The 23,667-nt window shown below is 74.0% G+C and carries 28 protein-coding genes; 18 read left to right on the top strand and 10 right to left on the bottom strand.

The genetic code is table 11. From position 1 onward, the window contains the following. The first annotated feature begins 97 nt into the window (after positions 1 to 97). The 3 genes from ACI79E_RS12260 to ACI79E_RS12250 all read left to right on the top strand — a co-directional run bounded on the left by ACI79E_RS12260 (position 98) and on the right by ACI79E_RS12250 (position 2,018). Positions 98 to 703, top strand: a complete 606-nt coding sequence (locus ACI79E_RS12260; RefSeq protein WP_456932819.1) for a molybdopterin-dependent oxidoreductase — start codon at positions 98 to 100, stop codon at positions 701 to 703. Next, positions 696 to 1,412: an FAD-binding oxidoreductase gene (locus ACI79E_RS12255; protein ID WP_456932818.1), complete on the top strand. Its 717-nt coding sequence runs from the start codon at positions 696 to 698 to the stop codon at positions 1,410 to 1,412. Before ACI79E_RS12260 ends, ACI79E_RS12255 begins: the two co-directional genes overlap by 8 nt. A 90-nt stretch (positions 1,413 to 1,502) precedes the next feature. Then, entirely contained in the window at positions 1,503 to 2,018 is a 516-nt protein-coding gene (locus ACI79E_RS12250; protein ID WP_456932817.1) for an N-acetyltransferase family protein, read from the top strand. Positions 2,019 to 2,023: 5 nt separating this feature from the next. On the opposite strand, the gene ACI79E_RS12245 is transcribed toward ACI79E_RS12250, so the two are convergent. Beyond that, positions 2,024 to 2,722 (bottom strand): monooxygenase, encoded by a 699-nt coding sequence (locus ACI79E_RS12245; RefSeq protein WP_456932816.1) that lies wholly within the window; start codon positions 2,720 to 2,722, stop codon positions 2,024 to 2,026. 104 nt (positions 2,723 to 2,826) lie between these two features. On the opposite strand from ACI79E_RS12245, the gene ACI79E_RS12240 reads away from it, so the two are divergent. Genes ACI79E_RS12240 through ACI79E_RS12230 form a run of 3 tightly spaced genes read left to right on the top strand, consistent with a single transcriptional unit; the run spans position 2,827 to position 5,347 of the window. Further along, positions 2,827 to 3,639: a formate/nitrite transporter family protein gene (locus ACI79E_RS12240; RefSeq protein ID WP_456932815.1), complete on the top strand. Its 813-nt coding sequence runs from the start codon at positions 2,827 to 2,829 to the stop codon at positions 3,637 to 3,639. A 59-nt stretch (positions 3,640 to 3,698) separates the two neighbouring features. Then, a complete protein-coding gene (locus tag ACI79E_RS12235) occupies positions 3,699 to 4,601 on the top strand; it encodes an ABC transporter ATP-binding protein (RefSeq protein WP_456932814.1) in 903 nt (300 codons plus the stop codon). Next, a complete protein-coding gene (locus ACI79E_RS12230; protein ID WP_456932813.1) occupies positions 4,598 to 5,347 on the top strand; it encodes an ABC transporter permease in 750 nt (249 codons plus the stop codon). The genes ACI79E_RS12235 and ACI79E_RS12230 overlap by 4 nt, the downstream gene beginning before the upstream one ends. On the opposite strand, the gene ACI79E_RS12225 is transcribed toward ACI79E_RS12230, so the two are convergent. Then, positions 5,344 to 5,913 carry a DUF1990 family protein gene (locus tag ACI79E_RS12225; protein WP_456932812.1) on the bottom strand — a complete coding sequence of 190 codons (570 nt, stop codon included), beginning with the start codon at positions 5,911 to 5,913 and terminating at the stop codon, positions 5,344 to 5,346. The genes ACI79E_RS12230 and ACI79E_RS12225 overlap by 4 nt on opposite strands. 45 nt (positions 5,914 to 5,958) lie before the next feature. Here ACI79E_RS12225 and ACI79E_RS12220 point away from each other — a divergent pair, with 45 nt between their 5' ends. The 4 genes from ACI79E_RS12220 (at position 5,959) to ACI79E_RS12205 (ending at position 10,017) form a co-directional block, all read left to right on the top strand. After that, on the top strand, positions 5,959 to 6,813 hold the full coding sequence (locus ACI79E_RS12220; RefSeq protein ID WP_456932811.1) for a HipA family kinase: 855 nt from the start codon (positions 5,959 to 5,961) through the stop codon (positions 6,811 to 6,813). Next, positions 6,810 to 7,202, top strand: coding sequence for a DUF3037 domain-containing protein (locus ACI79E_RS12215; RefSeq protein WP_456932810.1), 393 nt, complete (start codon positions 6,810 to 6,812; stop codon positions 7,200 to 7,202). Before ACI79E_RS12220 ends, ACI79E_RS12215 begins: the two co-directional genes overlap by 4 nt. 139 nt (positions 7,203 to 7,341) lie before the next feature. Beyond that, on the top strand, positions 7,342 to 9,546 hold the full coding sequence (locus ACI79E_RS12210) for a PhoX family protein (protein ID WP_456932809.1): 2,205 nt from the start codon (positions 7,342 to 7,344) through the stop codon (positions 9,544 to 9,546). A 96-nt stretch (positions 9,547 to 9,642) separates the two neighbouring features. Continuing rightward, positions 9,643 to 10,017 (top strand): VOC family protein, encoded by a 375-nt coding sequence (locus ACI79E_RS12205; protein WP_456932808.1) that lies wholly within the window; start codon positions 9,643 to 9,645, stop codon positions 10,015 to 10,017. A 4-nt stretch (positions 10,018 to 10,021) separates the two neighbouring features. On the opposite strand, the gene ACI79E_RS12200 is transcribed toward ACI79E_RS12205, so the two are convergent. From ACI79E_RS12200 to ACI79E_RS12175, 6 genes are all read right to left on the bottom strand, one after another. After that, on the bottom strand, positions 10,022 to 10,315 hold the full coding sequence (locus ACI79E_RS12200; protein WP_456932807.1) for a 4a-hydroxytetrahydrobiopterin dehydratase: 294 nt from the start codon (positions 10,313 to 10,315) through the stop codon (positions 10,022 to 10,024). Positions 10,316 to 10,341: 26 nt separating this feature from the next. Then, on the bottom strand, positions 10,342 to 11,052 hold the full coding sequence (locus tag ACI79E_RS12195) for a phosphoadenylyl-sulfate reductase (protein ID WP_456932806.1): 711 nt from the start codon (positions 11,050 to 11,052) through the stop codon (positions 10,342 to 10,344). Next, entirely contained in the window at positions 11,049 to 11,222 is a 174-nt protein-coding gene (locus ACI79E_RS12190) for a hypothetical protein (RefSeq protein WP_456932805.1), read from the bottom strand. Before ACI79E_RS12190 ends, ACI79E_RS12195 begins: the two co-directional genes overlap by 4 nt. Further along, on the bottom strand, positions 11,219 to 12,907 hold the full coding sequence (locus ACI79E_RS12185; protein ID WP_456932804.1) for a nitrite/sulfite reductase: 1,689 nt from the start codon (positions 12,905 to 12,907) through the stop codon (positions 11,219 to 11,221). The genes ACI79E_RS12190 and ACI79E_RS12185 overlap by 4 nt, the downstream gene beginning before the upstream one ends. A gap of 232 nt (positions 12,908 to 13,139) precedes the next feature. Then, positions 13,140 to 13,691, bottom strand: coding sequence for an adenylyl-sulfate kinase (gene cysC / locus ACI79E_RS12180; protein ID WP_456932803.1), 552 nt, complete (start codon positions 13,689 to 13,691; stop codon positions 13,140 to 13,142). 50 nt (positions 13,692 to 13,741) lie between these two features. Beyond that, positions 13,742 to 14,215 carry an RrF2 family transcriptional regulator gene (locus ACI79E_RS12175; protein ID WP_456932802.1) on the bottom strand — a complete coding sequence of 158 codons (474 nt, stop codon included), beginning with the start codon at positions 14,213 to 14,215 and terminating at the stop codon, positions 13,742 to 13,744. 61 nt (positions 14,216 to 14,276) lie between these two features. On the opposite strand from ACI79E_RS12175, the gene ACI79E_RS12170 reads away from it, so the two are divergent. Further along, positions 14,277 to 15,038, top strand: a complete 762-nt coding sequence (locus ACI79E_RS12170; RefSeq protein ID WP_456932801.1) for a (deoxy)nucleoside triphosphate pyrophosphohydrolase — start codon at positions 14,277 to 14,279, stop codon at positions 15,036 to 15,038. A gap of 69 nt (positions 15,039 to 15,107) precedes the next feature. Here the strand turns inward: ACI79E_RS12170 and ACI79E_RS12165 are convergent, their stop codons facing one another. Beyond that, a complete protein-coding gene (locus tag ACI79E_RS12165; protein WP_456932800.1) occupies positions 15,108 to 15,278 on the bottom strand; it encodes a CsbD family protein in 171 nt (56 codons plus the stop codon). Positions 15,279 to 15,632: 354 nt separating this feature from the next. Between ACI79E_RS12165 and ACI79E_RS12160 the strand changes: the two genes are divergently transcribed. From ACI79E_RS12160 to ACI79E_RS12130, 7 genes are all read left to right on the top strand, one after another. Continuing rightward, on the top strand, positions 15,633 to 17,270 hold the full coding sequence (locus ACI79E_RS12160) for a peptide ABC transporter substrate-binding protein (RefSeq protein WP_456932799.1): 1,638 nt from the start codon (positions 15,633 to 15,635) through the stop codon (positions 17,268 to 17,270). A gap of 141 nt (positions 17,271 to 17,411) precedes the next feature. Further along, complete coding sequence (locus tag ACI79E_RS12155; RefSeq protein ID WP_456932798.1) at positions 17,412 to 18,335, top strand: ABC transporter permease; 924 nt, start codon at positions 17,412 to 17,414, stop codon at positions 18,333 to 18,335. Then, positions 18,328 to 19,278, top strand: a complete 951-nt coding sequence (locus tag ACI79E_RS12150; protein WP_456932797.1) for an ABC transporter permease — start codon at positions 18,328 to 18,330, stop codon at positions 19,276 to 19,278. Before ACI79E_RS12155 ends, ACI79E_RS12150 begins: the two co-directional genes overlap by 8 nt. Next, complete coding sequence (locus ACI79E_RS12145; protein WP_456932796.1) at positions 19,275 to 20,327, top strand: ABC transporter ATP-binding protein; 1,053 nt, start codon at positions 19,275 to 19,277, stop codon at positions 20,325 to 20,327. Before ACI79E_RS12150 ends, ACI79E_RS12145 begins: the two co-directional genes overlap by 4 nt. Further along, positions 20,320 to 21,384 carry an ABC transporter ATP-binding protein gene (locus ACI79E_RS12140; RefSeq protein WP_456932795.1) on the top strand — a complete coding sequence of 355 codons (1,065 nt, stop codon included), beginning with the start codon at positions 20,320 to 20,322 and terminating at the stop codon, positions 21,382 to 21,384. Before ACI79E_RS12145 ends, ACI79E_RS12140 begins: the two co-directional genes overlap by 8 nt. A 123-nt stretch (positions 21,385 to 21,507) precedes the next feature. Beyond that, a complete protein-coding gene (gene mshB / locus ACI79E_RS12135; RefSeq protein WP_456932794.1) occupies positions 21,508 to 22,404 on the top strand; it encodes an N-acetyl-1-D-myo-inositol-2-amino-2-deoxy-alpha-D-glucopyranoside deacetylase in 897 nt (298 codons plus the stop codon). Continuing rightward, positions 22,401 to 22,820, top strand: a complete 420-nt coding sequence (locus ACI79E_RS12130; RefSeq protein ID WP_456932793.1) for a hypothetical protein — start codon at positions 22,401 to 22,403, stop codon at positions 22,818 to 22,820. The genes mshB and ACI79E_RS12130 overlap by 4 nt, the downstream gene beginning before the upstream one ends. Here ACI79E_RS12130 and ACI79E_RS12125 read toward each other — a convergent pair. Continuing rightward, complete coding sequence (locus ACI79E_RS12125) at positions 22,777 to 23,529, bottom strand: GNAT family N-acetyltransferase (RefSeq protein WP_456932792.1); 753 nt, start codon at positions 23,527 to 23,529, stop codon at positions 22,777 to 22,779. The two genes, ACI79E_RS12130 and ACI79E_RS12125, sit on opposite strands and share 44 nt — an antisense overlap. Positions 23,530 to 23,667 lie beyond the last annotated feature (138 nt).

Below are 23,667 nucleotides of genomic sequence, written 5' to 3'. Positions count from 1 at the left end.
TCGTAAGGCTTGCCTAACCGGCGGATCACGCTAAGGTGCCTGCGCCGACGGCCCCGGGGACGGTGTGCCGCACACCCCGTGGGGGGAGGATCACCCCGTGCCTGGACCCACCCGCGGCTTCCTCGGCCGCCGCCCACGCGACCCCCGCCTCCCGCCCGGCCAGTACGACGCCGGCCGCGACTGGCCCGTGCTGACCGCCGAGCCCACCCCGCGGATCACCCCCGAGACGTGGAGCATCACCGTCGACGGGCGGGTCGAGACGCCGACGACCTGGACCTGGGACGAGGCGCACCGGCTGCCGCGGTCGGAGTACCGCGGCGCCATCCACTGCGTCACGACGTGGTCGAAGTTCGACACGTGGTTCGCCGGAGTCAGCGTCGACACCCTGCTCGAGGCGGCCCGCCCGACGTCCGACGGGCACTTCGTCATGGCGACGTCCAAGACCGGCTACACGACCAACCTGCCGCTGGAGGACCTCACCGGCGGCAAGGCGTGGGTCGTCTGGGAGTACGACGGCGGGCCGCTGCCCGTCGAGCACGGCGGGCCGGTGCGGCTGCTGGTGCCCCACCTGTACTTCTGGAAGAGCGCGAAGTGGATCAGCCGGCTCACCGTCCTGCAGCGCGACCAGCCCGGTTTCTGGGAGCAGAACGGCTACCACGACCGCGGCGACCCCTGGCGCGAGCAGCGGTACCAGGGTGACTGAGCTGCCGCACCGCCCGCCGGCACCCAGCGGTGGCTGGCGGACGGCGACCGTGACCGACGTGCAGCACCCCCTGCCGGACACCGTCCTGCTGCGCCTGGACGTGGCCGACCGGATCGACCACGTGGCCGGCCAGCACTACGTCGTCCGGCTGACCGCCCCGGACGGCTACACCGCGCAGCGGTCGTACTCCATCGCCTCCGCGCCCGGTGACCCGCAGGTCGAGCTGTTCGTCGAGCGGCTGCCGGACGGCGAGGTCTCCACCTTCCTCGCCGACGTCCTGCAGCCCGGCGACGAGCTGGAGGTGCGCGGCCCGATCGGCGGCTGGTTCGTGTGGGACGGCGACATGCCCGCCCTGCTGGTCGGCGGCGGCACCGGGGTGGTCCCGTTCGTCGCGATGCTGCGGACCGCCCGGGCGCTCGGCCGGACCGACCGGCTCCGGGTGGCCGCGGCCACGCGCACCCTGGCCACGCTGCCCTACGCCGAGGAGCTGGTCGAGGCCGGCGCGCTGGTCGTCACCAGCCGGGAGCCGCACGGCATCCGGCCCGCCGGCCGGCTCACCCCCGCCGACCTCGTCCCGCTGTGGGAGCCGGGGCAGACCGCCTACGTGTGCGGGTCGGCGTCCTTCGCGGAGGCGGCCAGCCAGCTGCTGGTGGGCATGGGGGTGCCGGCGCCCGACATCCGGGTGGAGCGCTTCGGCCCCAGCGGCTGAGGCGACCCCGACCCGCGGGACGGCGGCGCTGCAGCCCGGCCCCGGTGCCCGCTGCCGGGTGACCGGCGCCGCAGCGCGAGAATCGTCGCCATGCACTCCGAGGTCTCCCCGATCGCCACCGTCGACGAGGAGCTCCGCGCGCAGCTGCTCCAGTGCTGGACCGACGTGAGCAACGCCGGGGGAGCGGTGGGCTTCGTGCCGCCGGTGACGGCCGAGGAGGTCGCCCCGGTGCTCGACGCGGTCATCGGCCGGGTGCACCAGGGGCGCGAGGTGGTCGCCCTCCTGCGCGTCGACGGGGAGGTCGCCGGGTTCGCCGTCCTGTCGCTGTCGTTGAGCCCGCTGCGGCGGCACTGGGCCACCGTGCTGCGGGTGCAGGTGCACCCGAGCCGGCAGGGCGGGGGGCTGGGGCGGGTCCTCATGACCGGCGTCCACGACATCGCCCGGTCACGCGGGCTGGAGTTCCTGCACCTCACCGTGCGCGGCGGCACCGGGATCGAGGCGTTCTACGAGGGCCTCGGCTACGAGCAGTTCGGGCGCATGCCCGGCGCGATCCGGGTGGCGCCGGGGGACGACCGCGACGAGATCCACCTGACCTGCCGGCTGTAGCCGCCTCAGGCCATCGGGTCGCGGCCGCCGATCGTCCCCTCGGCCGACAGCAGGCCGAAGCGGGCGAACAGCTCCTCGGCGTACCAGCCCTCCTGCGCCGTCCGCCGGACGACGGCGACGTGCGGCGCCCGGTGGTGGGCGAAGGCGTTCAGCGCGGCGGGGGAGTCCCAGACGCTCACCGTGCCCTGCAGGCCCAGCGGCGCCTCCCCGACCCCCAGCGCGAACCGCAGCCCGGGGCTGGTGTGCAGGTCCGCCGAGACCGGGGGGACCGCGCGCCAGAAGGTCAGCGCCTTGCGCGGCCTGAGCCGGGCGCGGGTGACCGCGGCGACCGGGCCGTCCCACCGCTGCGGCCACGGCCGCCCGAACGGCTCCTCGCCCGACCACCGGCCGCGGGCCGACAGCGGCCGCAGCCGCGCGGTCCACTGCTCGTCGGCGATCCGCCGCCACCGCGCGACGACCGGCCCGGCCTCGAAGGCGTCGGCGGCCCGCGCGTCGTCCCACACGGCCAGCAGCGCCCACCGGCGCGGGTCGGCGTCCCGCAGGGTGAAGGTCCGCCCGCTCCCGGTGCCCAGCAGCTTGGCGAACCGCAGGCCGGGCGTGCGGCGCAGCGGACGCCGGTCCGCGGCCATGCGCACCAGGGCCGCCGGGACGGCGCGGCCGGGCACCCCCCACACGTGCAGGGTGGTCACCCGCCGGCTCGTCACGGGGCGATCCTCCCCGATGCACGTGTGCGGGCGCGCGGCGCCGGGGTACGGCCGGGACGCCGCCCGCAGCCCCCCGGGCGAGGGTGCACGGGAGGAGACACGGCGTGGCGCAGTCGGTACGCGAGGAGCTGGGCGAGACCGACGCCCCGGCGGAGGACCAGGTCGTCCAGGCCTTCGACCGGATCGTCGACGAGGGGGCGCAGCGGCTGCACCGCTCGTGGCGGGAGGTCCTGACCACCGGCCTGGCCGGTGGGCTGGAGGTCGCCACCGGTGTGGTGGCGCTGCTGGCCGTCTACGCCGAGACCGGCAGCCACCTGCTGGCCGGCCTGGCGTTCAGCATCGGGTTCATCGCGCTCATGCTGGCCAAGAGCGAGCTGTTCACCGAGGGCTTCCTGGTGCCGGTCACCGCCGTCGTCGCCGGCCGGGCGAGCGTGGCGCAGCTGGGCAAGCTGTGGGCCGGCACGCTGGTCGCCAACCTGGTCGGCGGCTGGGCGGTCATGTGGCTGGTCGTGCACGCGCTGCCGCCGCTCGGTGCCACCGCGATCGAGTCGGGGCGGACCTTCGTCGACGCCCCGCTCGACCTCACGGCGGTCTGCCTGTCGCTGCTGGCCGGCGCCTTCATCACGCTGATGACCCGGATGCAGCACGGCGCCGACTCCGAGGCCGGCAAGCTCGCCGCCTCCGTCGCCGGGGCGTTCCTCCTCGCCGGGCTCGTGCTGTTCCACTCGATCCTGGACTCGCTGATCCTCTTCGGCGCCATCCACGCCGGAGCGCCCTACGGCTACGGCGACTGGCTGGCCTGGTTCTGGTACACGACGCTGCTCAACGTGGCCGGCGGTCTGGTCGTGGTCACCTTCCTGCGGCTGGTGCGCAGCAAGGAGCTCATCGAGCGGGAACGGGCCGCCGCCGGGGCCTGAGGACGCCGTCCCGCCGAGCCTCCCCCGCGGACGGGCCCGCGCTCGCCATGCTGGCCCACGTGATCGAGCTCGACGGCCTGACCAAGCAGTATCGCGACCGGGTCGCCGTCGACGATCTCACCGTCCGCATCCACCCCGGCCGGGTCACCGGGTTCCTCGGGCCCAACGGGTCGGGCAAGACGACGACGATGCGCTGCGTCCTCGGGCTGACCCGGCCGACCGCCGGGACGGCGACCGTGCTCGGCGTCCCCTACCGGCGTCTGGACCACCCGATGCGGCGGGTCGGCGCGCTGGTCGACCCCCGCGCCCGCCACCCCGGCCGCACCGCCTACCAGCACCTCGCGGTGCTCGCGCAGAGCAACGCGCTGCCGATGCGGCGGGTCGACGAGGTGGTCGAGCTGGTCGGGCTCGGCAGCGTCGCGCACGAGCGGGTGCGGGGCTTCTCCCTCGGCATGGGCCAGCGGCTGGGCATCGCCGCGGCACTGCTCGGCGACCCCGAGGTGCTGCTGCTCGACGAGCCGGTCAACGGCCTGGACCCGGAGGGCATCCGCTGGGTGCGCGAGCTGCTGCGCGGCCTGGCCGACGACGGCCGCACCGTGCTGGTGTCCAGCCACCTGATGAGCGAGATGGAGGACACCGCCGACCACCTCGTCGTCCTCGGCCGCGGCCGGCTGCTGGCCGACGTGTCGATGGCCGACCTGCTCGGTGCGCACGCCGCCGTCCGGGTGCGCAGCCCCCAGGCCCCGCTGCTGTCGGCGGCGCTGCGCGACGCCGGCGCCCAGGTGACCCTGGAGCTCGACGGCGCGCTGCGGGTGGAGGGCCTCGACGCCGCCCAGGTGGGGGACGTCGCGTTCGCCGCGCGGGTGCGGGTGCACGAGCTCACCCGGGTCGTGGCCTCCCTGGAGGCGGTCTACCTCGAGCTGACCGGTGAGGACGTCGAGTACCGGGCCGGTGTGGCGTGAGGGCGACCGTGCCGGTGCGGGCGGTGCTGCGCAGCGAGTGGACCAAGCTGCGGTCGGTCCGCTCCACGTGGTGGTGCACGCTCGTGTACCTCCTCGTCGTGGCCGCGTTCGGCTGGCTGGCCGCGGCCAGCACCCCGACGTCGGTGCGCGCGGACCTCGCGGTGGGCGTGGCGATGACCGGCTTCGGCTTCGGTCAGCTGGTGCTGGTGGTCCTCGGTGTCCTGGCGGTGGCGGCCGAGTTCGCCACCGGGGCGGCCCTGGTGTCGCTCACCGTGGTCCCGCGCCGGACGCGCCTGCTGGTCGCGAAGACCGTCGTCGTCGCGGGGTGGGCGGCGCTGCTCACCGCGGTGCTCGCCCTCGTCTGCTGGCTGGCCGCGCGCACGCTGACCGCCGTCCCGGGTGGGGTGCCGCTGGGGGACCCCGACGTGCTGCGCGCGCTGGGGCTGCAGGTGGCCTCCGCGGTGCTCGTCACGGTGCTCGCGGTCGGCCTGGGCGCGGTGCTGCGCTCCACGGCGGGCGGGGTCGGCCTCGGGGCGACCCTGGTCCTCGTGCTGCCGCCGGTCCTCGCCCTCTCCGGAGGGGAGCTGGCCTCCCGCGTCTCCCAGGGCCTGCCGGCGCTGCGGGTGGGGGAGGACGCGTTCCTCGCCGTCCCCACGACCTGGCCGGTGGGGCTGGTCGTGTGCGGTGCGTGGGCGCTGGGCGCCTGGGCGATCGGCGCGGTGCTGCTGGAGCGCCGCGACGTCTAGTCGTCGAGGCGCCGCGACGTCTGACCGCGCGCGGCCGCCCGGATCGCCGACAGGTACCGGGCGGTGGCCAGCCGCTGGACGCCGGTGCTGACCGGCCCGCCGAGACGGGCCAGTGGCGAGGCCAGCCGGGCGAACACCCGCAGCGCGAACACGACGTCGCCACCGGGCAGCCGCCGGACCAGGAACGCCTCCTCCCCGCTCTCCGGGTGGCCGGGCAGGGTGCCGTAGGCGAAGCCGCGCTCGTCGCCGGTGGTCTGCGCCCACACCACCCGGCAGGGGATGTCGTAGCCGAGGCGGGGCAGGCCCGCGGTGAGGACCACGACGGTGCCGGGCTCGGACGCCGGCCCGGTGGCCCGCACCCGCAGGCCCACGCCGCGCTGCGCCCGCCAGTCGAACACCGCCGCGACGGCCCGCTCGAACACCGCGTCGCCGCGGCCCACTCCCACCGAGCGCTCCACGTGGTCGTAGCCGGCGGGCAGCGCGGCGTCCCGCGTGGCGCCCACCTCGGCGTAGGTGAACGGCGCGGCGGCCAGGTCTGCGGGGTCGGTCGCGCGGAGGAGTGCCACGCCTGCAGTCTCCCCGGCGGGCCCGCCGGTAGGGTCGCGGCCACTGTGCTGCCCGCCGTCACCGCCACCCGCTACGTCACCCCGCTGCGCGAGGGTGGCTCGCTGCCGGGGCTCATGGAGGCCGACGACCTCGGCACCTACGTGGTCAAGTGGCGGGCCGCCGGTCAGGGCGTGAAGGTCCTCGTCGCCGAGGTCGTGTGCGGCGAGCTGGCGCGGGCGCTGTCCCTGCCGGTGCCCGCCCTGGTCACCGTCGACGTCGCCCCGGAGCTGGCGGTGGGCGAGCCGGACCCCGAGGTGCAGGAGCTGCTGCAGCGCTCGGCCGGGCGCAACCTCGGGCTGGACTACCTGCCCGGTGCCCTCGACTTCGAGGCCGGTGTCGCGTCGGTGGAGCCGGAGCTGGCCGGCCGGGTGCTCTGGTTCGACGCGCTCGTCGGCAACGTGGACCGCTCGTGGCGCAACCCCAACATGCTGTTCTGGCACGGCCGGCTCCAGCTGATCGACCACGGCGCGGCGCTGACGTTCCACCACAACTGGCCCGGCGCGGCAGCCTCGGTCGCCCGGCCCTACGACGCCGGCCAGCACGCGCTGGTCGACTGCGCCCCCGACGTACGGGCCGCCGACGCCGCCCTCGGACCGCGGGTCACCGCTGGGCTGCTCGCGGGCGTGCTGGCCCAGGTGCCCGACGACTGGCTCGAGGGGCCCTCGCCCGACGACACCCCCGACGAGGTGCGGGCCCGCTACGCCGACCAGCTGCTCTCCCGGCTCGCCGCCCGCGACGCCTGGCTGCCCCCGCTGCTGACCGCCGCGGCCGCCGGGGGTTCCCGCCGCCGGGCGAGGGTGGGGGAGAACCGCCCGTCGTGGCTGGGCCCGCCACCGCCCGAGGGGATCGCCCAGCGATGAGCCGGGACACGTTCGAGTACGCCGTCCTGCGGGTGGTGCCGCGCGTGGAACGCGGGGAGACCCTCAACGCCGGCGTCCTCGTGTACTGCCGGCAGCGGGACTACCTCGGCTCGCGGGTGCACCTCGACGTCGACCGGCTGCACGCGCTGGACCCGACCGCCGACGCCGAGGCGATCCGCCGCGCGCTGCAGGTGGCCGCCGACGTGTGCGCCGCCGACCCTGGGGCGGGCGCGGCCGGGCGGGAGGCCCTGGGGGCGCGGTTCCGCTGGCTGACCGCGCCGCGCAGCACGGTGGTGCAGGCGGGGCCGGTGCACACCGGGCTCACCACGGACCCGGACGCCGAGGCCGACCGGCTGCTGCGGCTGCTGGTGCTGCCCGTCCAGGGCTGAGCCCCGTACCCCGCGGACGTGAACGGCGGGTGTCGTCCGCCTTCACGCGGTGCTCGCCCGGGCGTCACCCGGACGACGATCCGGCTCCATACCGTCCGGAGGTCGACGCCCACAAGAGCCCGAGGACCCCATGCCGGACATGTCCGACTCCCGCCGCCGTCTGCGCCTGCCGCTGCTCGGCTCCGTCCGCCACGGCAGCCGGAGCCACGCCACCTGCCACTACAAGTGCGGCAACGCCTGTGACGCGGCCGTCCCCAACCAGACCGACAACCCGACGTTCGAGTCCGTCGTGCAGACCGCCATCAGTCGCCGGAACCTGCTCAAGGTGGCCGGGACGGGCGCCCTCGTCGTGGCGGCGGCCCCGCTGTTCCCCGAGACGGCGGCAGCCGCGCCGGGCCGGCGGAGGGCGCCGGGCGGCGGTGCCCTCACCTTCGAGCCGGTGCAGCAGAACCTGGAGGACGAGCTCGTCGTCCCGGCCGGCTACGGCTACGCCGTGGTGATGCGCTGGGGTGACCCGGTCGAGAAGGGCGCGCCCGACTTCGACATCGACGCCCAGACGCCCGAGGCGCAGGCCCGGCAGTTCGGCTACAACTGCGACTACATCGGCTTCCTGCCGCTCGACGGCGATGACGGCAACCGGTTCCTGCTCGTGGTCAACCACGAGTACACCAACGAGCAGCTCATGTTCGCCGGGGTCGCCAGCGAGTCGGCGCCGACCGACGAGGTGCAGAAGCGCATCGCGATGATGGCGCACGGGATCTCCGTGGTGGAGGTCCGGCGCCACGGGCAGGGCGGTGAGTTCCGGCCCGTGCGCAACGGCGACCGCAACCGGCGGATCACCGCGGTGACCCCCATGGAGCTCACCGGGCCGGCCGCCGGCTCGGAGTACCTGAAGACCTCGGCCGACCCGACCGGGCGGCGGGTCCTCGGCACGCTCAACAACTGTGCCGGGGGCATGACGCCGTGGGGTACGACCCTGCACGGCGAGGAGAACTTCAACCAGTACTTCGGTGCGGTCACCGCGGTGACGGAGGACGCCGCCGAGCCGCGCCTGCGCCGTTACGGCATCACCGCCGACAAGCCCGCCGGCCGCCGCTGGGACCTCGTCGACCCCCGCTTCGACGTCAGCCGCGAGCCCAACGAGCCCAACCGCTTCGGCTGGGTCGTCGAGGTGGACCCCTACGACCCGGCCTCCACCCCGAAGAAGCGCACCGCGCTGGGCCGGTTCAAGCACGAGGGTGCCAACGTGCAGATCGCCGAGGACGGCCGCGTGGTCGCCTACTCCGGCGACGACGAGCGGTTCGACTACATCTACAAGTTCGTCTCGAGGAAGCGCTACCGCGCCGGGGACAGCCGGGCCGCCCGTGCCCACAACCTGACGCTCCTGGAGGACGGCGACCTCTACGTCGCCCGCTTCACCGGCGACTCCGGGGCGGTCGACGGTGGCGGGAGCCTCCCGTCCGACGGCGAGTTCGACGGCACCGGCCAGTGGATCCCGCTCGTCCGGGACGGGGAGTCGATGGTGCCCGGCAAGGACGTCGCCTGGGTGCTGACCTTCACCCGGCTCGCCGCCGACCGGCTCGGCAAGGCCCTGGACGCCAACGGGGACCTCCTCACCCCGGAGACGGTGGTCGACCCCGGCAAGGTGCCGACGAAGATGGACCGGCCCGAGGACATCCAGGTCAACCCCGTCAACGGGCGGATCTACGCGGCCCTGACCAACAACTCCAACCGCACGACGGCCGACGAGGCCAACCCCGTTGCGCGGTCGTTCGCCTTCGACGCCGAGAAGGGGACCTACGAGGAGCAGCCGGGCAACCGCAACGGCCACGTCATCGAGTGGCAGGAGACCGGCGGGATCGCGGGGGACACCTTCCAGTGGCGGGTCTTCCTCGTGGCCGGTGACCCGGGGAAGCCGGGGACCTACTTCGCCGGCTACGACACGTCCCAGGTCAGCGCGATCTCCTGCCCGGACAACCTGGAGTTCGACCCCGCCGGCAACCTGTGGATCTCCACCGACGGCAACGTGCTGTCGAAGGTGAACCAGGCCGACGGCACCGTCGGTGGGACCAACGACGGGCTCTTCGCCGTCCCCACCGACGGGCCGGAGCGCGGGCACCTCAAGGCGTTCCTCACCGTGCCCCTCGGCGCCGAGTGCAGTGGCCCGCTGATCAGCCGGGACGCGCGGTCGGTGTTCGTCTCGGTCCAGCACCCCGGCGAGGTCACCGGGTCGACCCTCGAGACACCGGCGAGCACCTGGCCGGACCGCTCGAGCGCGCGGCCGTTCCCCCGGCCCAGCGTGGCCGTCGTCTACCGGCAGGACGGCGGCCGGGTCGGCGGCTGAGCCAGCCGGCCCGCGGCGGGGCGCGGCGCCGGGACCACCTCCCGACCGGTGGTCCCGGCGCCGTCGTCCGTCGGTGGCCGGGTGTAGAGCTGCGCCATGGAGATCGCCGCCGTGGCCGTGAGCGCCACCGACCTGTCCAGGGCCGTCGCCTTCTACGAGCTGCTGGGCTTCGTGTTCCCGCCGCTGGGACCGGGGTCGCTGCACGTGGAGGCCGAGGCCGGCGTCCGGCTGATGGTCGACGCCGCATCGCTGGTCGAGGAGCTGCACGGCGAGCCGCCACGGCCGGGGAACGTCTCCGGCTTCGCGCTGCTGTACGGCTCCCCGGCCGAGGTGGACGAGGTGGCCGGCCGGGTCGCCGGCGCCGGCCACCGGGTGGTCACGCCGCCGTGGGACGCGCCGTGGGGGCAGCGGTACGCGACGGTGGCCGACCCCGACGGGTACTCGGTGGACCTGTTCTGCCCGTTGCCCTGAGGGGTCAGCCGGGTAGGAGAGCGTCGATCCGACGGGCGAGCTCGACGTCGAGCTCGGTGACCCCGCCCACGGAGTGCGTGACCAGCGTCAGGTGCAGGGTGCGCCAGCGCAGGTCGACGTCCGGGTGGTGGTCCAGCTCCTCGGCGACGAAGCCGATGCGCACGATCGCGGCGACGGCGTCCGGGAAGCCGGGGAGCCCGACGCTGCGCCGCAGCCCGTCGCCGTCCCCCGACCACAGCGGCAGCCCGGAGAGGGCCGCGGTCAGCTCGTCGGGGGACAGGCGGGGCGGTCGGGGCACGGTGGTCAGTGTGGCGCCGGAGGCGGCTACAGGTGCAGCCCGCACTCCGTCTTGCCGCGGCCGGCCCAGCGGCCGGCGCGCGGGTCCTCGCCCGGGGCCACCGGGCGGGTGCACGGCGCGCAGCCGATCGAGGCGTACCCGATCTCGTGCAGCGGGTTCACCGGCACCTGGTGCTCGGCGGTGTACGCGTCCACGTCGTCCTGGGTCCACGCGGCGAGCGGGTTGACCTTCACCATGCCGCGCTTGGCGTCCCAGTCGACGACCCTCGTGCCCGCACGGGTGGCCGCCTCGTCGCGCCGCACGCCCGAGCCCCACGCCGTGTAGCCGGCCAGGGCCTGCGCCAGCGGCTGCACCTTGCGCAGCGAGCAGCACAGGTCGGGATCGCGCTGGTGCAGCTCGGGCCCGTACTCGGCGTCCTGCTCGGCGACCGTCTGGGCCGGGCGCACGTTCACCAGGGTGATCGGGAGGACGCCGCTGATCCAGTCGCGCGTGCCGATGGTCTCGGCGAAGTGGTACCCGGTGTCGAGGAACACCACGTGCACGCCCGGGATCGCCCGGCTGGCCAGGTGCGCGAGCAGCCCGTCGGCCATGGACGACGTGATCGCGAAGTCGTCGCCGAAGGTCTCCCCGGCCCAGCGCAGCACGGCGAGGGCCTGCTCGACGGGGTCGGCGATGCCCTCGAAGCGGGCGTCGGCCTCCGCGGCGAGCTCGGGGGTGGCGGCGATCGCGGTCGTCATGGGTTCTGCACTCCTGTCCCGGTCAGCCGGACGGTGAAGGTCCGCAGGCAGGCGGCACAGTGCCACGCGCCGTCGTCCCCGTGCGGGGTCAGCTCCTCGTCCCCGCAGTACGGGCAGAAGAACACCGGGAGCTGCCGCGACCTTCCGCCCTCGGCGGGTTCCTCGCTCACAGCAGCCAGGACTCCTCGGCCCGCGCGACGTAGGCGGCGAACCGCTCGCCCGGCTCGCGCCGCTCGAGGTAGCCGCGCAGCACCCGCTCGCAGTAGTCGGCGGTCTCGGCCTTGGTCACCTTGTGGCCGCGGAACTTGCGCCCGAAGGCGGCCTCGGTGCCGAGGTGGCCACCCAGGTGCACCTGGAAGCCCTCGACCATCTCGCCCGAGTCGTCGCGCACCATCGAGCCCTTGAAGCCGATGTCGGCGGTCTGGAAGCGGGCGCAGCTGTTCGGGCAGCCGTTGACGTTGATGCCGATCGGCTCGTCGAAGCCGGGCAGCCGCTTCTCCAGCTCCGCGTAGAGGTCCTGCGCGTGCTGCTTGGTCTCCACGATCGCGAGCTTGCAGAACTCCAGGCCGGTGCAGGCCATGGTGCCGCGGCGGAAGGCGCTCGGCCGCACCAGCAGGTCGTGCTCGGCCAGCGCGGAGACGAGGTCCTCGACCCGCTCGTCGGGCACGTCGAGGACGACCATCTTCTGCTGCGTCGTCGTCCGGGTCCGGCCCTGCCCGTACTCGTCGGCCAGGTCGGCGATCCGGGTCAGCAGGCTGCCGCTGATCCGGCCGGTGCGCAGGGCGAACCCGACGGCGTTGCGGCCGTCCTTCTGCCGGGCGACACCGACGTGGTCACGCTGCTCGTGCTTGGGCGGCGCGGCGGCCGGGCCGTCGGGCAGCGGGTGGTGGAGGTACTCCTCCTCCAGCACCTGCCGGAACTTCGCCGGGCCCCAGTCGGCCATCAGGAACTTGATCCGGGCGCGGTTGCGCTGCCGGCGGTAGCCGTAGTCGCGGAAGATCGAGGTGCAGGCTGCCCACACGTCGGTCACCTGGTCGGGGCGGACGAAGACGCCGACCCGCTGGGCGAACATCGGGTTGGTGGACAGCCCGCCACCGACCCACAGGTCGTAGCCGGCCTCGCCGGCCTCGTTGCGCACACCGACGAAGGAGATGTCGTCGATCTCCGGCTCGGTGCAGTGGTCGACGCACCCCGACATCGAGGTCTTCCACTTGCGCGGCAGGTTGCTGAACTCCGGGCTGCCGACGTACTTGGCCACCGTCTGCGCCATCACGTCGCTGGCGTCGAGGACCTCGTCCTCGAGGACGCCGGCCAGCGGGCAGTTCAGCATGCCGCGCGGGGTGTCACCGCAGGCCTCGGTCGTCGTCAGGCCGACCGCCTCGAGCCGCCGCCAGATCTCCGGCACGTCCTCGATGCGGATCCAGTGGTACTGGATGTTCTGCCGGTCGGTGACGTCGGCGACGTCGCGGCCGAACTCCGTGCTGATGCCGCCGATGGCCCGCAGCTGCTCGCTGCTCAGCGCCCCGCCGTCGGTGCGCACGCGCATCATGAAGTAGGAGTCCTCGAGCTCCTCGGGCTCCAGCACGGCGGTCTTGCCGCCGGGGATGCCCTGGGCCCGCTGGGTGTAGAGGCCCATCCAGCGCATCCGGCCGCGCAGGTCACCGGCGTCGATGCCGTCGAAGCCGGTGGCCGCGTAGATGTCGAGGATGCGCTGCCGGACCGTGAGGCCGTCGGCGTCCCGCTTCATCCGCTCGTTCGGGTTCAGCGGCTCCCGGTAGCCCAGCGCCCACTGGCCCTGGGCGCGCTGGGGCCGGTTGCTGGTGCGGGCAGGGCTCGTTCCGGGGGAGGCAGTCACGAGGGCACTTCCTTCTGCGCCGTCCGCCCGGCGCCGGGACCGGGACGGGGAGGGCGCTGGCAGATCGGAGGGCGCAGCAGACGCTGCGCAGGGAACCGGGGTGTCAGCGCGCGGGGCGACAGACCGCGCTGCTCACCAGCGCCAGATCGATGTGACGGCGCGCGACGAGGAGCAGGCCGCGGTCGGTCACGCCCCCATGGTCCCACATCCGGGACCGACGGCGGAGTGTGACTCAGGATACGGTCGCGGGCTCCCCGTCCATGGCGGCGCGGATGCGCGTCACCGACTCCTCCAGCGGGGTGACCGACGTGTCGATGACCAGCTCGGCGCGCGCGGGCGGCTCGTAGGGGTCGTCGATGCCGGTGAAGCCGGGGATCTCCCCGGCCCGCGCCCGCGCGTAGAGGCCCTTCACGTCCCGGCCCTCGCAGACCTCCAGCGGCGTCGACAGGTGCACCAGCAGGAACCGGCCGTGCTGCTCGACCAGCGCCCGGGCCTCCTCGCGCGCCTTCTCGTAGGGCGCGATCGCGGCGACGACGACGGTGCCGCCGTGCTTGACCACCTCGCCGGCGACGAACCCGATGCGCCGGATGTTGAGGTCGCGGTCCTCCCGGGAGAAGGAGAGCTCGCTGGACAGGTGGGTGCGCACGACGTCGCCGTCCAGGACGGTCACCGGGCGTCCCCCGGCCTCGAGGGAGGCGACGAGGGCGTCGGCGATCGTGGACTTCCCCGCGCCGGACAGCCCGGTCAGGAACACGGTGACGCCCCGGCGGTGCGCAGCTGACATGCCGCCAGTCTCCCGCAGGCCCGGCCGGGGCCGCCGACCCGCCCGGCGGGCTACTCGCCCGGGGGCTCGCTGAAGGAGCGCCACGCCTCCTCCAGGGCGGTGAGCTCGGCCACCGGCCCGGGCAGCTTCCCCGCCACGACGTCGGCGAGGGTGACCTCCTCCAGCACCCGGCGGTAGGCCTCGCGGGCGGCCACCCACACCGAGGCCAGGCACTCGGCGGCACCGGGGTACTCGACGTCCTCCGGCCGCTGACCGTGGACCTCCGCGAGGAAGCCCTGCTCGACCCGCATGACCCGGGCGATCGACACCTCCTCCGGGGGCAGCGCCAGCCGGTAGCCGCCCTCCCGGCCGCGCTGGCTGGTGACCAGCCGGGCGTGCTGGAGGTCCCCGAGGATCGACTGGAGGAACCGGGACGGGATGTTCTGGGCCGTGGCGATGCGGTCGCACGTGAGCGCGCCCGGCGCCGCCGCGGCCAGTTCGACGGCGGCTCGGACGGCGTAGTCGACCCGGGCGGTGATGCGCACTGGAATCCCTTCTGCCGAGTCCTGCAGCAGCCATCCTGCCGTGGTCTGGGAAGGTGGGCCGGTGTCCCGGCTGCGTTTCACCACTGTGGTGGAGGCGCCGCTGACCGTGGCCTTCGACGTCGCCCGGTCCCTGGGCCGTCCCTGGCCGGTGCCGCTGGAGGAGGTCGTCTCGGTCCGCCCGGTGCGCGACGTGTACGCCGCCGGCCCCGGTCGGGGCTGGCGCTGGCTCACCCACTCCCGGCGGTTCTCGGCCACGGGGGCCGGCACCCTGGTCGACGAGCAGGTCGACTGGGCCACGTCGCTGCCCGGTCCGCTCGGCCGCCTGCTCGACCGCGTCCTGCGCCGGCGGGTGCGGCGGGCGATGCAGGCCCACCTCGACGCCTACGCCGCCGCGGCCGCCCGGCGGGCCCTCGACGTCGTCCAGGTGGTGGGCGCCGCCCTCGTCGACGGCGACCGCGTGCTCGTGGCCCAGCGCTCGGGTGGCCCCTACGACGGGTTCTGGGAGTTCCCCGGGGGCAAGGTCGAACCGGGGGAGGCCGACCTGGCGGCGCTGGTGCGCGAGATCCGCGAGGAGCTCGGCGCGGTCGTCGTCCCGCAGGCGTTCCTGGGTGAGGTGGTGCTCGACGGCGTCGTCGCCGGCGGGCTGCCCGGCGCCTCGACGCTGCGGGTGTGGTGGGCGCGGGTCGCCGACGGCGGGGAACTGACCGCCCACGAGCACGCCGAGCTGCGGTGGCTGACCGGCGACGAGCTGGAGGCGCTGGAGTGGATCCCCGCCGACCGGCCCCTGCTGCCCGCCGTCCGGGCGCTGCTGGCCCGGCTCTGACCACCCCCGGACGCGCCGCGGACGCCGGCCCGGGGACCCGGGGCGGCGTCCGCGGCGTGTGCCGAGGGGTTACTTGAAGACGTCCTTGACCTTCTCGCCGGCCTGCTTGAGGTTGCCGGAGGCCTGGTCGGCCTTGCCCTCCGCCTTCAGGTCGGGGTCGTTGGTGGCGTCGCCGACGGCCTCCTTGCCCCTGCCGGACAGCTCCTCGGCCTTGTTCTTCATCTTGTCCATGCCACTCATGCCGGACTCCTCTCGTCGGTCACGGAGGGCTCTACCCGCGGTGCAGGGGGTCGACACCCGAGGCGGGGAACGGCGCAAGTCCTGCGGTGTGAGGGGGCCGGCGCCGGAACTCCTGCGGGTCCCGAGGTGGGACGTCGGGTGCAAGCGGGATTCCACCCTGTGAGATCCTGAGCCGAGGTCACAAGTCGGTGTCGGTCGTGGACGCTCTTCGCGGAGCCCGCCTAGGGTCGCCCGTCGTACCAGCCAGACTCGGTACCTGTCCGCACGTCCCCCCAGCTGACCCGCTGACCGGGTCGGCGACCCGGGAGAACCAGTCCATTCCCCCCGCACCGCGGGACGAGGGAGGCATTGCACGTGAAGTTGAGCAAGCGCGCTGCTGCGCTCATCGCGACCGGTCTGTCCGGCGCGATGCTGCTGTCCGCCTGCGGCGGCGGCGACGACGAAGGCGGCTCGGGCGCGAGCGCCGACGGCGGCAGCTTCAGCGTCTACATCGGCGACCCCGAGAACCCGCTGGTCCCGGGCAACACGAACGAGACCGAGGGCGGCCAGGTCGTCGACTCCCTGTTCACGGGTCTGGTCCAGTACGACCACGAGACCAACGAGGCCGCCTTCACCGGCGTCGCCGAGTCCATCGAGTCCCCGGACCAGACCACCTGGACCGTCACGCTCAAGGACGGCTGGACCTTCCACGACGGCTCGCCGGTCAACGCGCAGTCCTTCGTCGACGCGTGGAACTACACGGCCTACAGCCCGAACGCGCAGGGCAACTCGTACTTCTTCGCCAACATCGTGGGCTACGACCAGCTCCAGGCCCCCGAGACCGGCGGCGACCCCGCGGCCACCGAGATGAGCGGCCTGCGCGTCGTCGACGACCTGACCTTCGAGGTCACGCTGTCCTCGCCGTACGCCCAGTGGCCGACCACCGTCGGCTACACCGCGTTCTTCCCGCTGCCGCCGGCGTTCTTCGACGACCCCGAGGGCTTCGGCGAGCAGCCGATCGGCAACGGCCCGTTCCAGGCCGAGGAGCCCTTCGTCCGCGGCCAGGGCATCACCCTGACCCGGTACGACGACTACGCCGGCGACCAGCCGGCCAACGCCGCGTCGGTCGAGTACCGCGTCTACGCCGAGCAGGACACCGCCTACACCGACCTGCAGGGCGGCGCGGTCGACATCATGGACACCCTCCCGCCGGACGCCATCGCCTCGGCCGAGTCGGAGTTCGGTGACCGCTACATCGAGACCGAGCAGGGTGACATCACCTCGCTGGGCTTCCCGACCTACGACCAGCGCTTCGCCGACCCGAACGTGCGCAAGGCCATCTCGATGGCGATCGACCGCCAGGCGATCAGCGACGCCATCTTCAACGGCACCCGCACCCCGGCGACGTCCTTCATCAGCCCGGTGGTCAACGGCCACCGCGCCGACGCCTGCGACGTCTGCGAGCTCAACGTCGAGGAGGCCAACCGGCTGCTCGACGCCGCCGGCTTCGACCGCAACCAGCCGGTCGACCTGTGGTTCAACGCCGGTGCCGGTCACGAGGCCTGGATGGAGGCCGTCGGCAACCAGCTCCGCGAGAACCTGGGCGTGGAGTACCAGCTGCGCGGCGACCTGCAGCAGGCCGAGTTCCTGCCGCTGAAGGACGCGCAGGGCATGACCGGTCCGTTCCGCGACGCGTGGATCATGGACTACCCGGTCGCCGAGAACTTCCTCGGCCCGCTGTACTCCTCCTCCGCGCTGCCGCCGGCGGGGTCGAACTACACCTTCTACAGCAACCCGCAGTTCGACCAGCTGCTCCAGCAGGGCAACGCGGCCGCGTCGGACGACGAGGCGGTCGCCGCCTACCAGGCGGCGGAGGACGTCCTCATCGCCGACCTGCCCTCGGCCCCGCTGTTCTACCGGCTCAACCAGGGCGCGCACTCGGAGAACGTCGACAACGTGATCATCGACGCCTTCGGTCGCATCGACGCGGCGGCCGTCACGGTCGTCAGCTGATCCACCAGCAGGACCCGCACCACCCGCCGGGGGCGCCGTCCGCGAGGACGGTCGCCCCCGGCGGCGCGCGTGCCCCGTACCGGGCACGATGGAACCGGCGCCGGCCGCACCGCGGCCCGGCGCACACACCCGAGGGGGGACATGGGCCGCTACGTCGCGCGCCGACTGTTGCTCACCATCCCGGTCCTGATCGGGGCCTCGTTCCTGATCTTCGCGATGGTCTACGCCCTCCCGGGCGACCCGATCCGGGCCCTCGGCGGGGACCGTCCGCTGGCTCCCGCCGTCGTCGCCCAGCTGCGGGACGAGTACAACCTCGACGACCCCCTGCTGGTGCAGTACGCCAAGTACGTCGGTGACCTGCTGCAGGGTGACTTCGGGACCGACTTCCGCGGCCGCGAGGTGCTGGACACGATCCAGCAGCGGCTGCCGGTGACCATCCAGCTGACGGTCGTCGCGATCCTCTTCGAGGCGGTCATCGGCGTCATCGCCGGCGTCCTCGCCGGCATCCGCCGCAACGGCTTCCTGGACAACCTGGTGCTCGTCTCGAGCACCATCGTCGTGTCCGTGCCGATCCTGGTGCTCGCGTTCGTGTCGCAGTTCGTGTTCGGGCTGCAGCTGGGGTGGTTCCCCATCTCCGGCATCGGCGACGGGTGGTACAGCTTCCTGCTGCCCGGCCTGGTCCTGGCGTCGGGCTCCCTCGCCTACGTCGCCCGGCTCACCCGCACCAGCGTCGCGGAGAACCTGCGGGCCGACTACGTCCGGACGGCGCGGGCCAAGGGCCTGCCCAACCGCACGGTGGTCATCCGGCACACGCTGCGCAACAGCCTGATCCCGGTGGTGACCTTCATCGGGGCCGACATCGGCACGCTGATGGGCGGCGCGATCGTCACCGAGTCGGTGTTCAACCTGCCCGGGATCGGCCGGGCGGTCTTCGACGCCGTCCGCCAGCAGGAGGGCGCGGTCGTCGTGGGGATCGTGACCCTGATGGTGTTCTTCTTCATCTTCTTCAACCTGGTCGTGGACGTGCTCTACGCCGTCCTCGACCCGAGGATCCGTTATGACTGACCAGCAGCAGGCCGACCTGCGCCACGACGAGGTGGAGGCCGGCACCACGACCGGCCTGGCCAGCCCGTCGGTCGACGCCACCGACACCCGGCAGAACAGCCTGTGGAGCGATGCCTGGCGCGAGCTCAAGCGCAACGTGCTGTTCTGGATCGGCGCCTTCCTGATGCTGGTCTTCCTGCTCATGGCCCTGGTCCCGCAGGTGTTCGCGCGCGGCGCGGACCCGCGGGCGTGCAGCCTGTCCAACAGCCAGCAGAAGCCGTCGGCCGACCACTGGTTCGGCTTCGACCAGCAGGGCTGCGACTACCTGGCCAACGTCGTGTACGGCGCACGGAACTCGCTGATCATCGGCCTGCTGGCGGTGGTCGTCATCCTCGTGCTGGGCGTGCTCGTCGGAGCCGTGTCCGGCTTCTACGGCGGGATCACCGACAGCATCCTGTCCCGGGTGACCGACATCTTCTACGCCCTGCCGCTGGTCCTGGGCGCGCTGGTCGTGCTCCGCAGCGGTGTCCTCGGCCGGGGGGTGGTCGCGGTGGCCATCGCGCTCGCCGCCTTCGGGTGGATGACGGCGATGCGGCTGGTGCGCTCCCAGGTGATCGCCGTGAAGAGCTCGGACTACGTGGCCGCGGCCCGCGCGATGGGGGCGTCCAACGGCCGCATCCTGGTGCGGCACATCCTGCCCAACGCGGTCGCGCCGGTGCTGGTCTACACGACCATCACCATCGGGGTGCTCATCGCGGCGGAGGCGACGCTGACCTTCCTCGGGGTCGGCCTGCAGCGGCCGGCCATCTCCTGGGGGCTGCAGATCGAGGCCGGCCAGTCGCTGCTGCGGACCGCGCCGCACCTGGTGCTGTTCCCCAGCATCGTCCTGACCCTGACCGTGATGGCGTTCATCATGATGGGCGACGCGCTGCGCGACGCCCTCGACCCGAGGCAGCGCGCATGACCCGACCCGACCTCTCCCAGCCCACCGCCGCGGCACCCGGCACCGGCGACACCGTCCTCGAGGTCGACGACCTGCACGTCGAGTTCCGCACCCGCTCCGGCGTGGTCAACGCCGTCAACGGTGTCAGCTACCGCCTCGCGCAGGGCGAGACCCTCGCGATCCTCGGGGAGTCCGGCTCCGGCAAGTCGGTGTCGGCCCAGGCGATCATGGGCATCCTCGACACCCCGCCCGCGGTCATCACCGGCGGCGGCATCTGGTTCGAGGGCCGCGACCTGCTCCAGCAGCCGGAGGAGGAGCAGCGCAAGGTCCGTGGCCCCGGGATCTCGATGATCTTCCAGGACGCGCTGTCGTCGCTGAACCCCGTGTACAGCGTCGGCTACCAGATCGGCGAGATGTTCCGTGCCCACCGCGGGATGTCGAAGAAGGACGCCAGGAAGCACGCCGTCGAGCTCATGGACCGCGTGCGCATCCCGGCGGCGGCCTCCCGGGTCAACGACTACCCGCACCAGTTCTCCGGCGGCATGCGCCAGCGCGTGATGATCGCGATGGCGATCGCCCTGGACCCGAGGGTGCTCATCGCCGACGAGCCCACCACCGCCCTCGACGTCACGGTCCAGGCGCAGGTCATGGACCTGCTCAAGGACCTGCAGCGGGACACCGGGATGGGGCTGATCCTCATCACCCACGACCTCGGTGTGGTCAACGAGGTCGCCGACAACGTCGCGGTCATGTACGCCGGGCGGATCGTCGAGCGCGGCACCGTGGACGACGTCTTCTCCAACCCGGCGCACCCCTACACCGACGGCCTGATGAGCTCGGTGCCGCAGGTGGAGGCCAAGGGCGGTCGGCTGCTGCCGATCGCCGGCCAGCCGCCGAACCTCGCCGCGATCCCCAGCGGCTGCCCGTTCCACCCGCGCTGCTCCCGGCGCCGGCTGGGTGCCGCCGCGGCGCCGGGCCGGGAGTGCGCCACCGACGTGCCACCGCTGCGCCTGGTCGTCCCGGGCCGCGAGGCGGCGTGCCACTACAGCGAGGAGGTCCTCGGTGTCTGAGTCCACGACCGGCGCCACGGCGGCCGACGGCAGCCGGCGCGGCGCCCTCGGCGAGACCCTGCTGGAGGTCCGCGACCTGCAGAAGCACTTCCCCCTGACGCAGGGGATCCTCTTCAAGCGGACCATCGGCCACGTCCGCGCCGTCGACGGCGTGAACCTGACCATGCGCCGCGGGGAGACCGTGGGCCTGGTGGGGGAGTCCGGCTGCGGCAAGTCGACGGTGTCCAAGCTGCTGGTCGCGCTCGAGCGGCCGACCGCGGGCTCGATCCTGTACAAGGGCCGGGACGTCGCGAAGATGGGCGGCCGCGCGCTCAAGGACTACCGCCGCGAGGTCCAGATCATCTTCCAGGACCCGTACGCGTCGCTGAACCCGCGGATGACCGTCGGTGACATCGTCGCCGAGGGCTGGGCCGTGCACGCCGACGTCGCCCCCAAGAAGGGCCGGCTCCAGCGCACCCAGGAGCTGCTGGACCGCGTCGGGCTCAACCCCGACTACGTCAACCGCTACCCGCACCAGTTCTCCGGTGGCCAGCGGCAGCGCATCGGCATCGCCCGGGCCCTGGCGCTGCGGCCGGAGATCATCGTCTGCGACGAGCCGGTGTCCGCCCTCGACGTCTCCGTGCAGGCCCAGGTGGTGAACCTGCTCGAGGACCTCCAGGACGAGTTCGGCCTGTCCTACCTGTTCATCGCCCACGACCTGTCGGTGGTGCGGCACATCTCCGACCGGGTCGCGGTCATGTACCTCGGCAGCATCGTCGAGGAGGGCACCGACGAGCAGGTGTACACCGCACCGTCGCACCCCTACACCCAGGCGCTGCTGTCCTCGGTGCCGCTGCACGAGCCGCACCTGCGGGGCCAGAAGGACCGGATCCTGCTGCAGGGCGACGTCCCGAGCCCGGCCGACCCGCCCTCGGGCTGCCGGTTCCGCACCCGCTGCTGGAAGGCGCAGGACATCTGCGCGGAGGAGGCCCCGGCGCTGGTCGACCGCGGCCAGGGCCACCCGTCGGCCTGCCACTTCGCCGAGGCCCGCGAGGTCGTCCCCGTCGACGCCGAGTGAGGCCGCGGTGTCGTCCGGTGGGACGACACCGCGGCCGGGTGCCGTCCCCCGGCCGGTGCTCAGCCGCTGCCCGAGCCGGGTGCCGTCCCCGGCCGCGCAGCGGTCTCCCGGAGAATGTCCCTCGTGACCGCTGACCGCCGCATGCTCCTGGTGCACGCCCACCCCGACGACGAGACGATCAACAACGGCGCCACCATGGCCCGCTACGCCGCGGAGGGGGTCGCCGTCACCCTGCTCACCTGCACGCTGGGCGAGGAGGGCGAGGTGCTCGTGCCGGAGCTGGAGCTGCTGGCCGCCGACCACGCCGACCAGCTGGGCGGCTTCCGGATCGGTGAGCTGCGGGCGGCCATGGACGCCCTCGGGGTCACCGACTGGCGTTTCCTCGGCGGGGCGGGGCGCTACCGCGACTCCGGCATGATGGGCACCCCGGCCAACGACAAGCCGCGCGCCTTCTGGAACGCCGACCTCGACGAGGCGGTCGCCCACGCGGTCGCCGTCGTCCGCGAGGTCCGGCCGCAGGTCGTCGTCACCTACGACGAGAACGGCGGCTACGGCCACCCCGACCACATCCAGGCCCACCGGGTCGCCATGCGCGCGGTGGAGTGCGCCGCCGACCCCGCCTACCGGCCCGACCTGGGCACGGCCTGGGACGTCGCCAAGGTCTACTGGTGCTGCATGCCGCGGTCGGTGCTGCGCGAGGGCGTCGAGGCGATGGCCGCGCTGGGGGAGGCCTCCCCGTTCGAGGCGCTCGGCGACCTCGACGAGGTGCCCTTCGCCGTCGCCGACGAGGTGGTCACCGCCGCGGTCGACGGCCGGTCGCACGCCGACCGCAAGGACGCCGCGATGCGCGCGCACGCCACGCAGATCACCGTCGACGGCCCGTTCTTCGCGCTGTCGAACAACCTCGGCCAGGAGGTGCTGGGCGTCGAGTACTACCGCCTGGTCCGCGGCGAGCGCGGGCCGGCCGGGGAGGCGCCCCACGGGTGGGAGGACGACCTGTTCGCCGGTCTGCCCGGATGACCCGCAGCCCCTGGGTGCGCGCCGGGGCTGGGGTGCTGGTGGTGCTGGCGGCGGCGGAGCTGGCGCTGGTCGAGGTCTTCTGGTTGCCGCTGCGCGTGTTCGGCGTCCTGGTGCCGGTGTCGGTGGTGGCGGCGGTCGCCGGCAACCTGCTGCTGGTGCGGCTGGCCCACCGGCTGACCGGGTCGCGGCTGGTGGCGGCGCTGCCGGCCCTGGTGTGGCTGGTCGTCGCGGTGGCGGGCAGCATCCGCCGTCCGGAGGGCGACCTCCTGGTCACCGGGGGCGGCGCCGCCGGCCTGGTCAACCTGGCGTTCCTGCTGGGCGGCGTGGTCGCGGCCGCGTTCGCCGTCGGCCGGGTGATGGCGGCGCCCCCGCTCAGGCCGGGGCGGAGCGGTAGTGGTACCGGTGGTGCTCGATGAAGCCGGCCCGGCGGTAGAGGGCGCGGGCGGGCTCGTTGGACGACGTGACCTGCAGGTAGACCCAGCGGGCGCCGCGGTCGGCGGCCCAGCGCTGCAGCGCGGCCATGACCGCCGTGGCCAGGCCGCGCCGGCGGTGCTGCTCGGCGACGGTGACCGCGGTGACGCCCAGCCAGTCGTCGGTGACCGCGCCGCGGGCGACGGCGGCCAGCGGCGCGGGCGCGGGGTCCAGCCGCACCGAGGCGAAGACGACCTCCTCGGCGTTGGTCAGCACCGCGCCCGCCGTGGGCGGCAGGGGCCGGCCGCGGTGGTGGTAGCCGGCCAGCCAGGCGTCGTCCGGGGTGGGGGAGAGGGCGACCGGCACCCCGGTGTCCGGGAGGGGCGTCAGGGGCGCGGTGAGCACCAGGACGTCCTCGTCGCGATCCCACCCGGCGTCGGCGAACGCCGCGTCGGCGGCCCGGGCCTGGCGGCCGGGCACCTGGGCGCAGGGGCGCAGCCCGCGCTCGCGGTACCAGGTGGTGACGGCGTCCACGGCGCCCGGCAGGGGCAGGCCGGGGTCGCCCGCGACCAGCACCGAGTTCGCGCGGCCCGTGAAGCCGCCACCGGCGCGCAGCAGCCAGTCGCCCAGCGCCGCCTCCTCCGTGCCGCGCCAGCCGCGGGCGGCGACGCGTTCGAGGCCGACGACGTCCAGGGGTGAGCGGCTCTGTCCCATGCCGCGATCCTGCGGGGCGCGCCCCGGCCCGCTCCTCGCGGGTCCCCGGCGCCCACCCGTCGCGCCCGGTACCGGCAGCACGCGCCATACTGAGCAGCGATCCAACGGCCTGGCCGCGAGCCAGTGCCCTGCTGCGCA

The organism is Geodermatophilus sp. SYSU D00079 (genome assembly GCF_054050635.1).
This window is presented reverse-complemented; position numbering and strand designations above follow the sequence as displayed.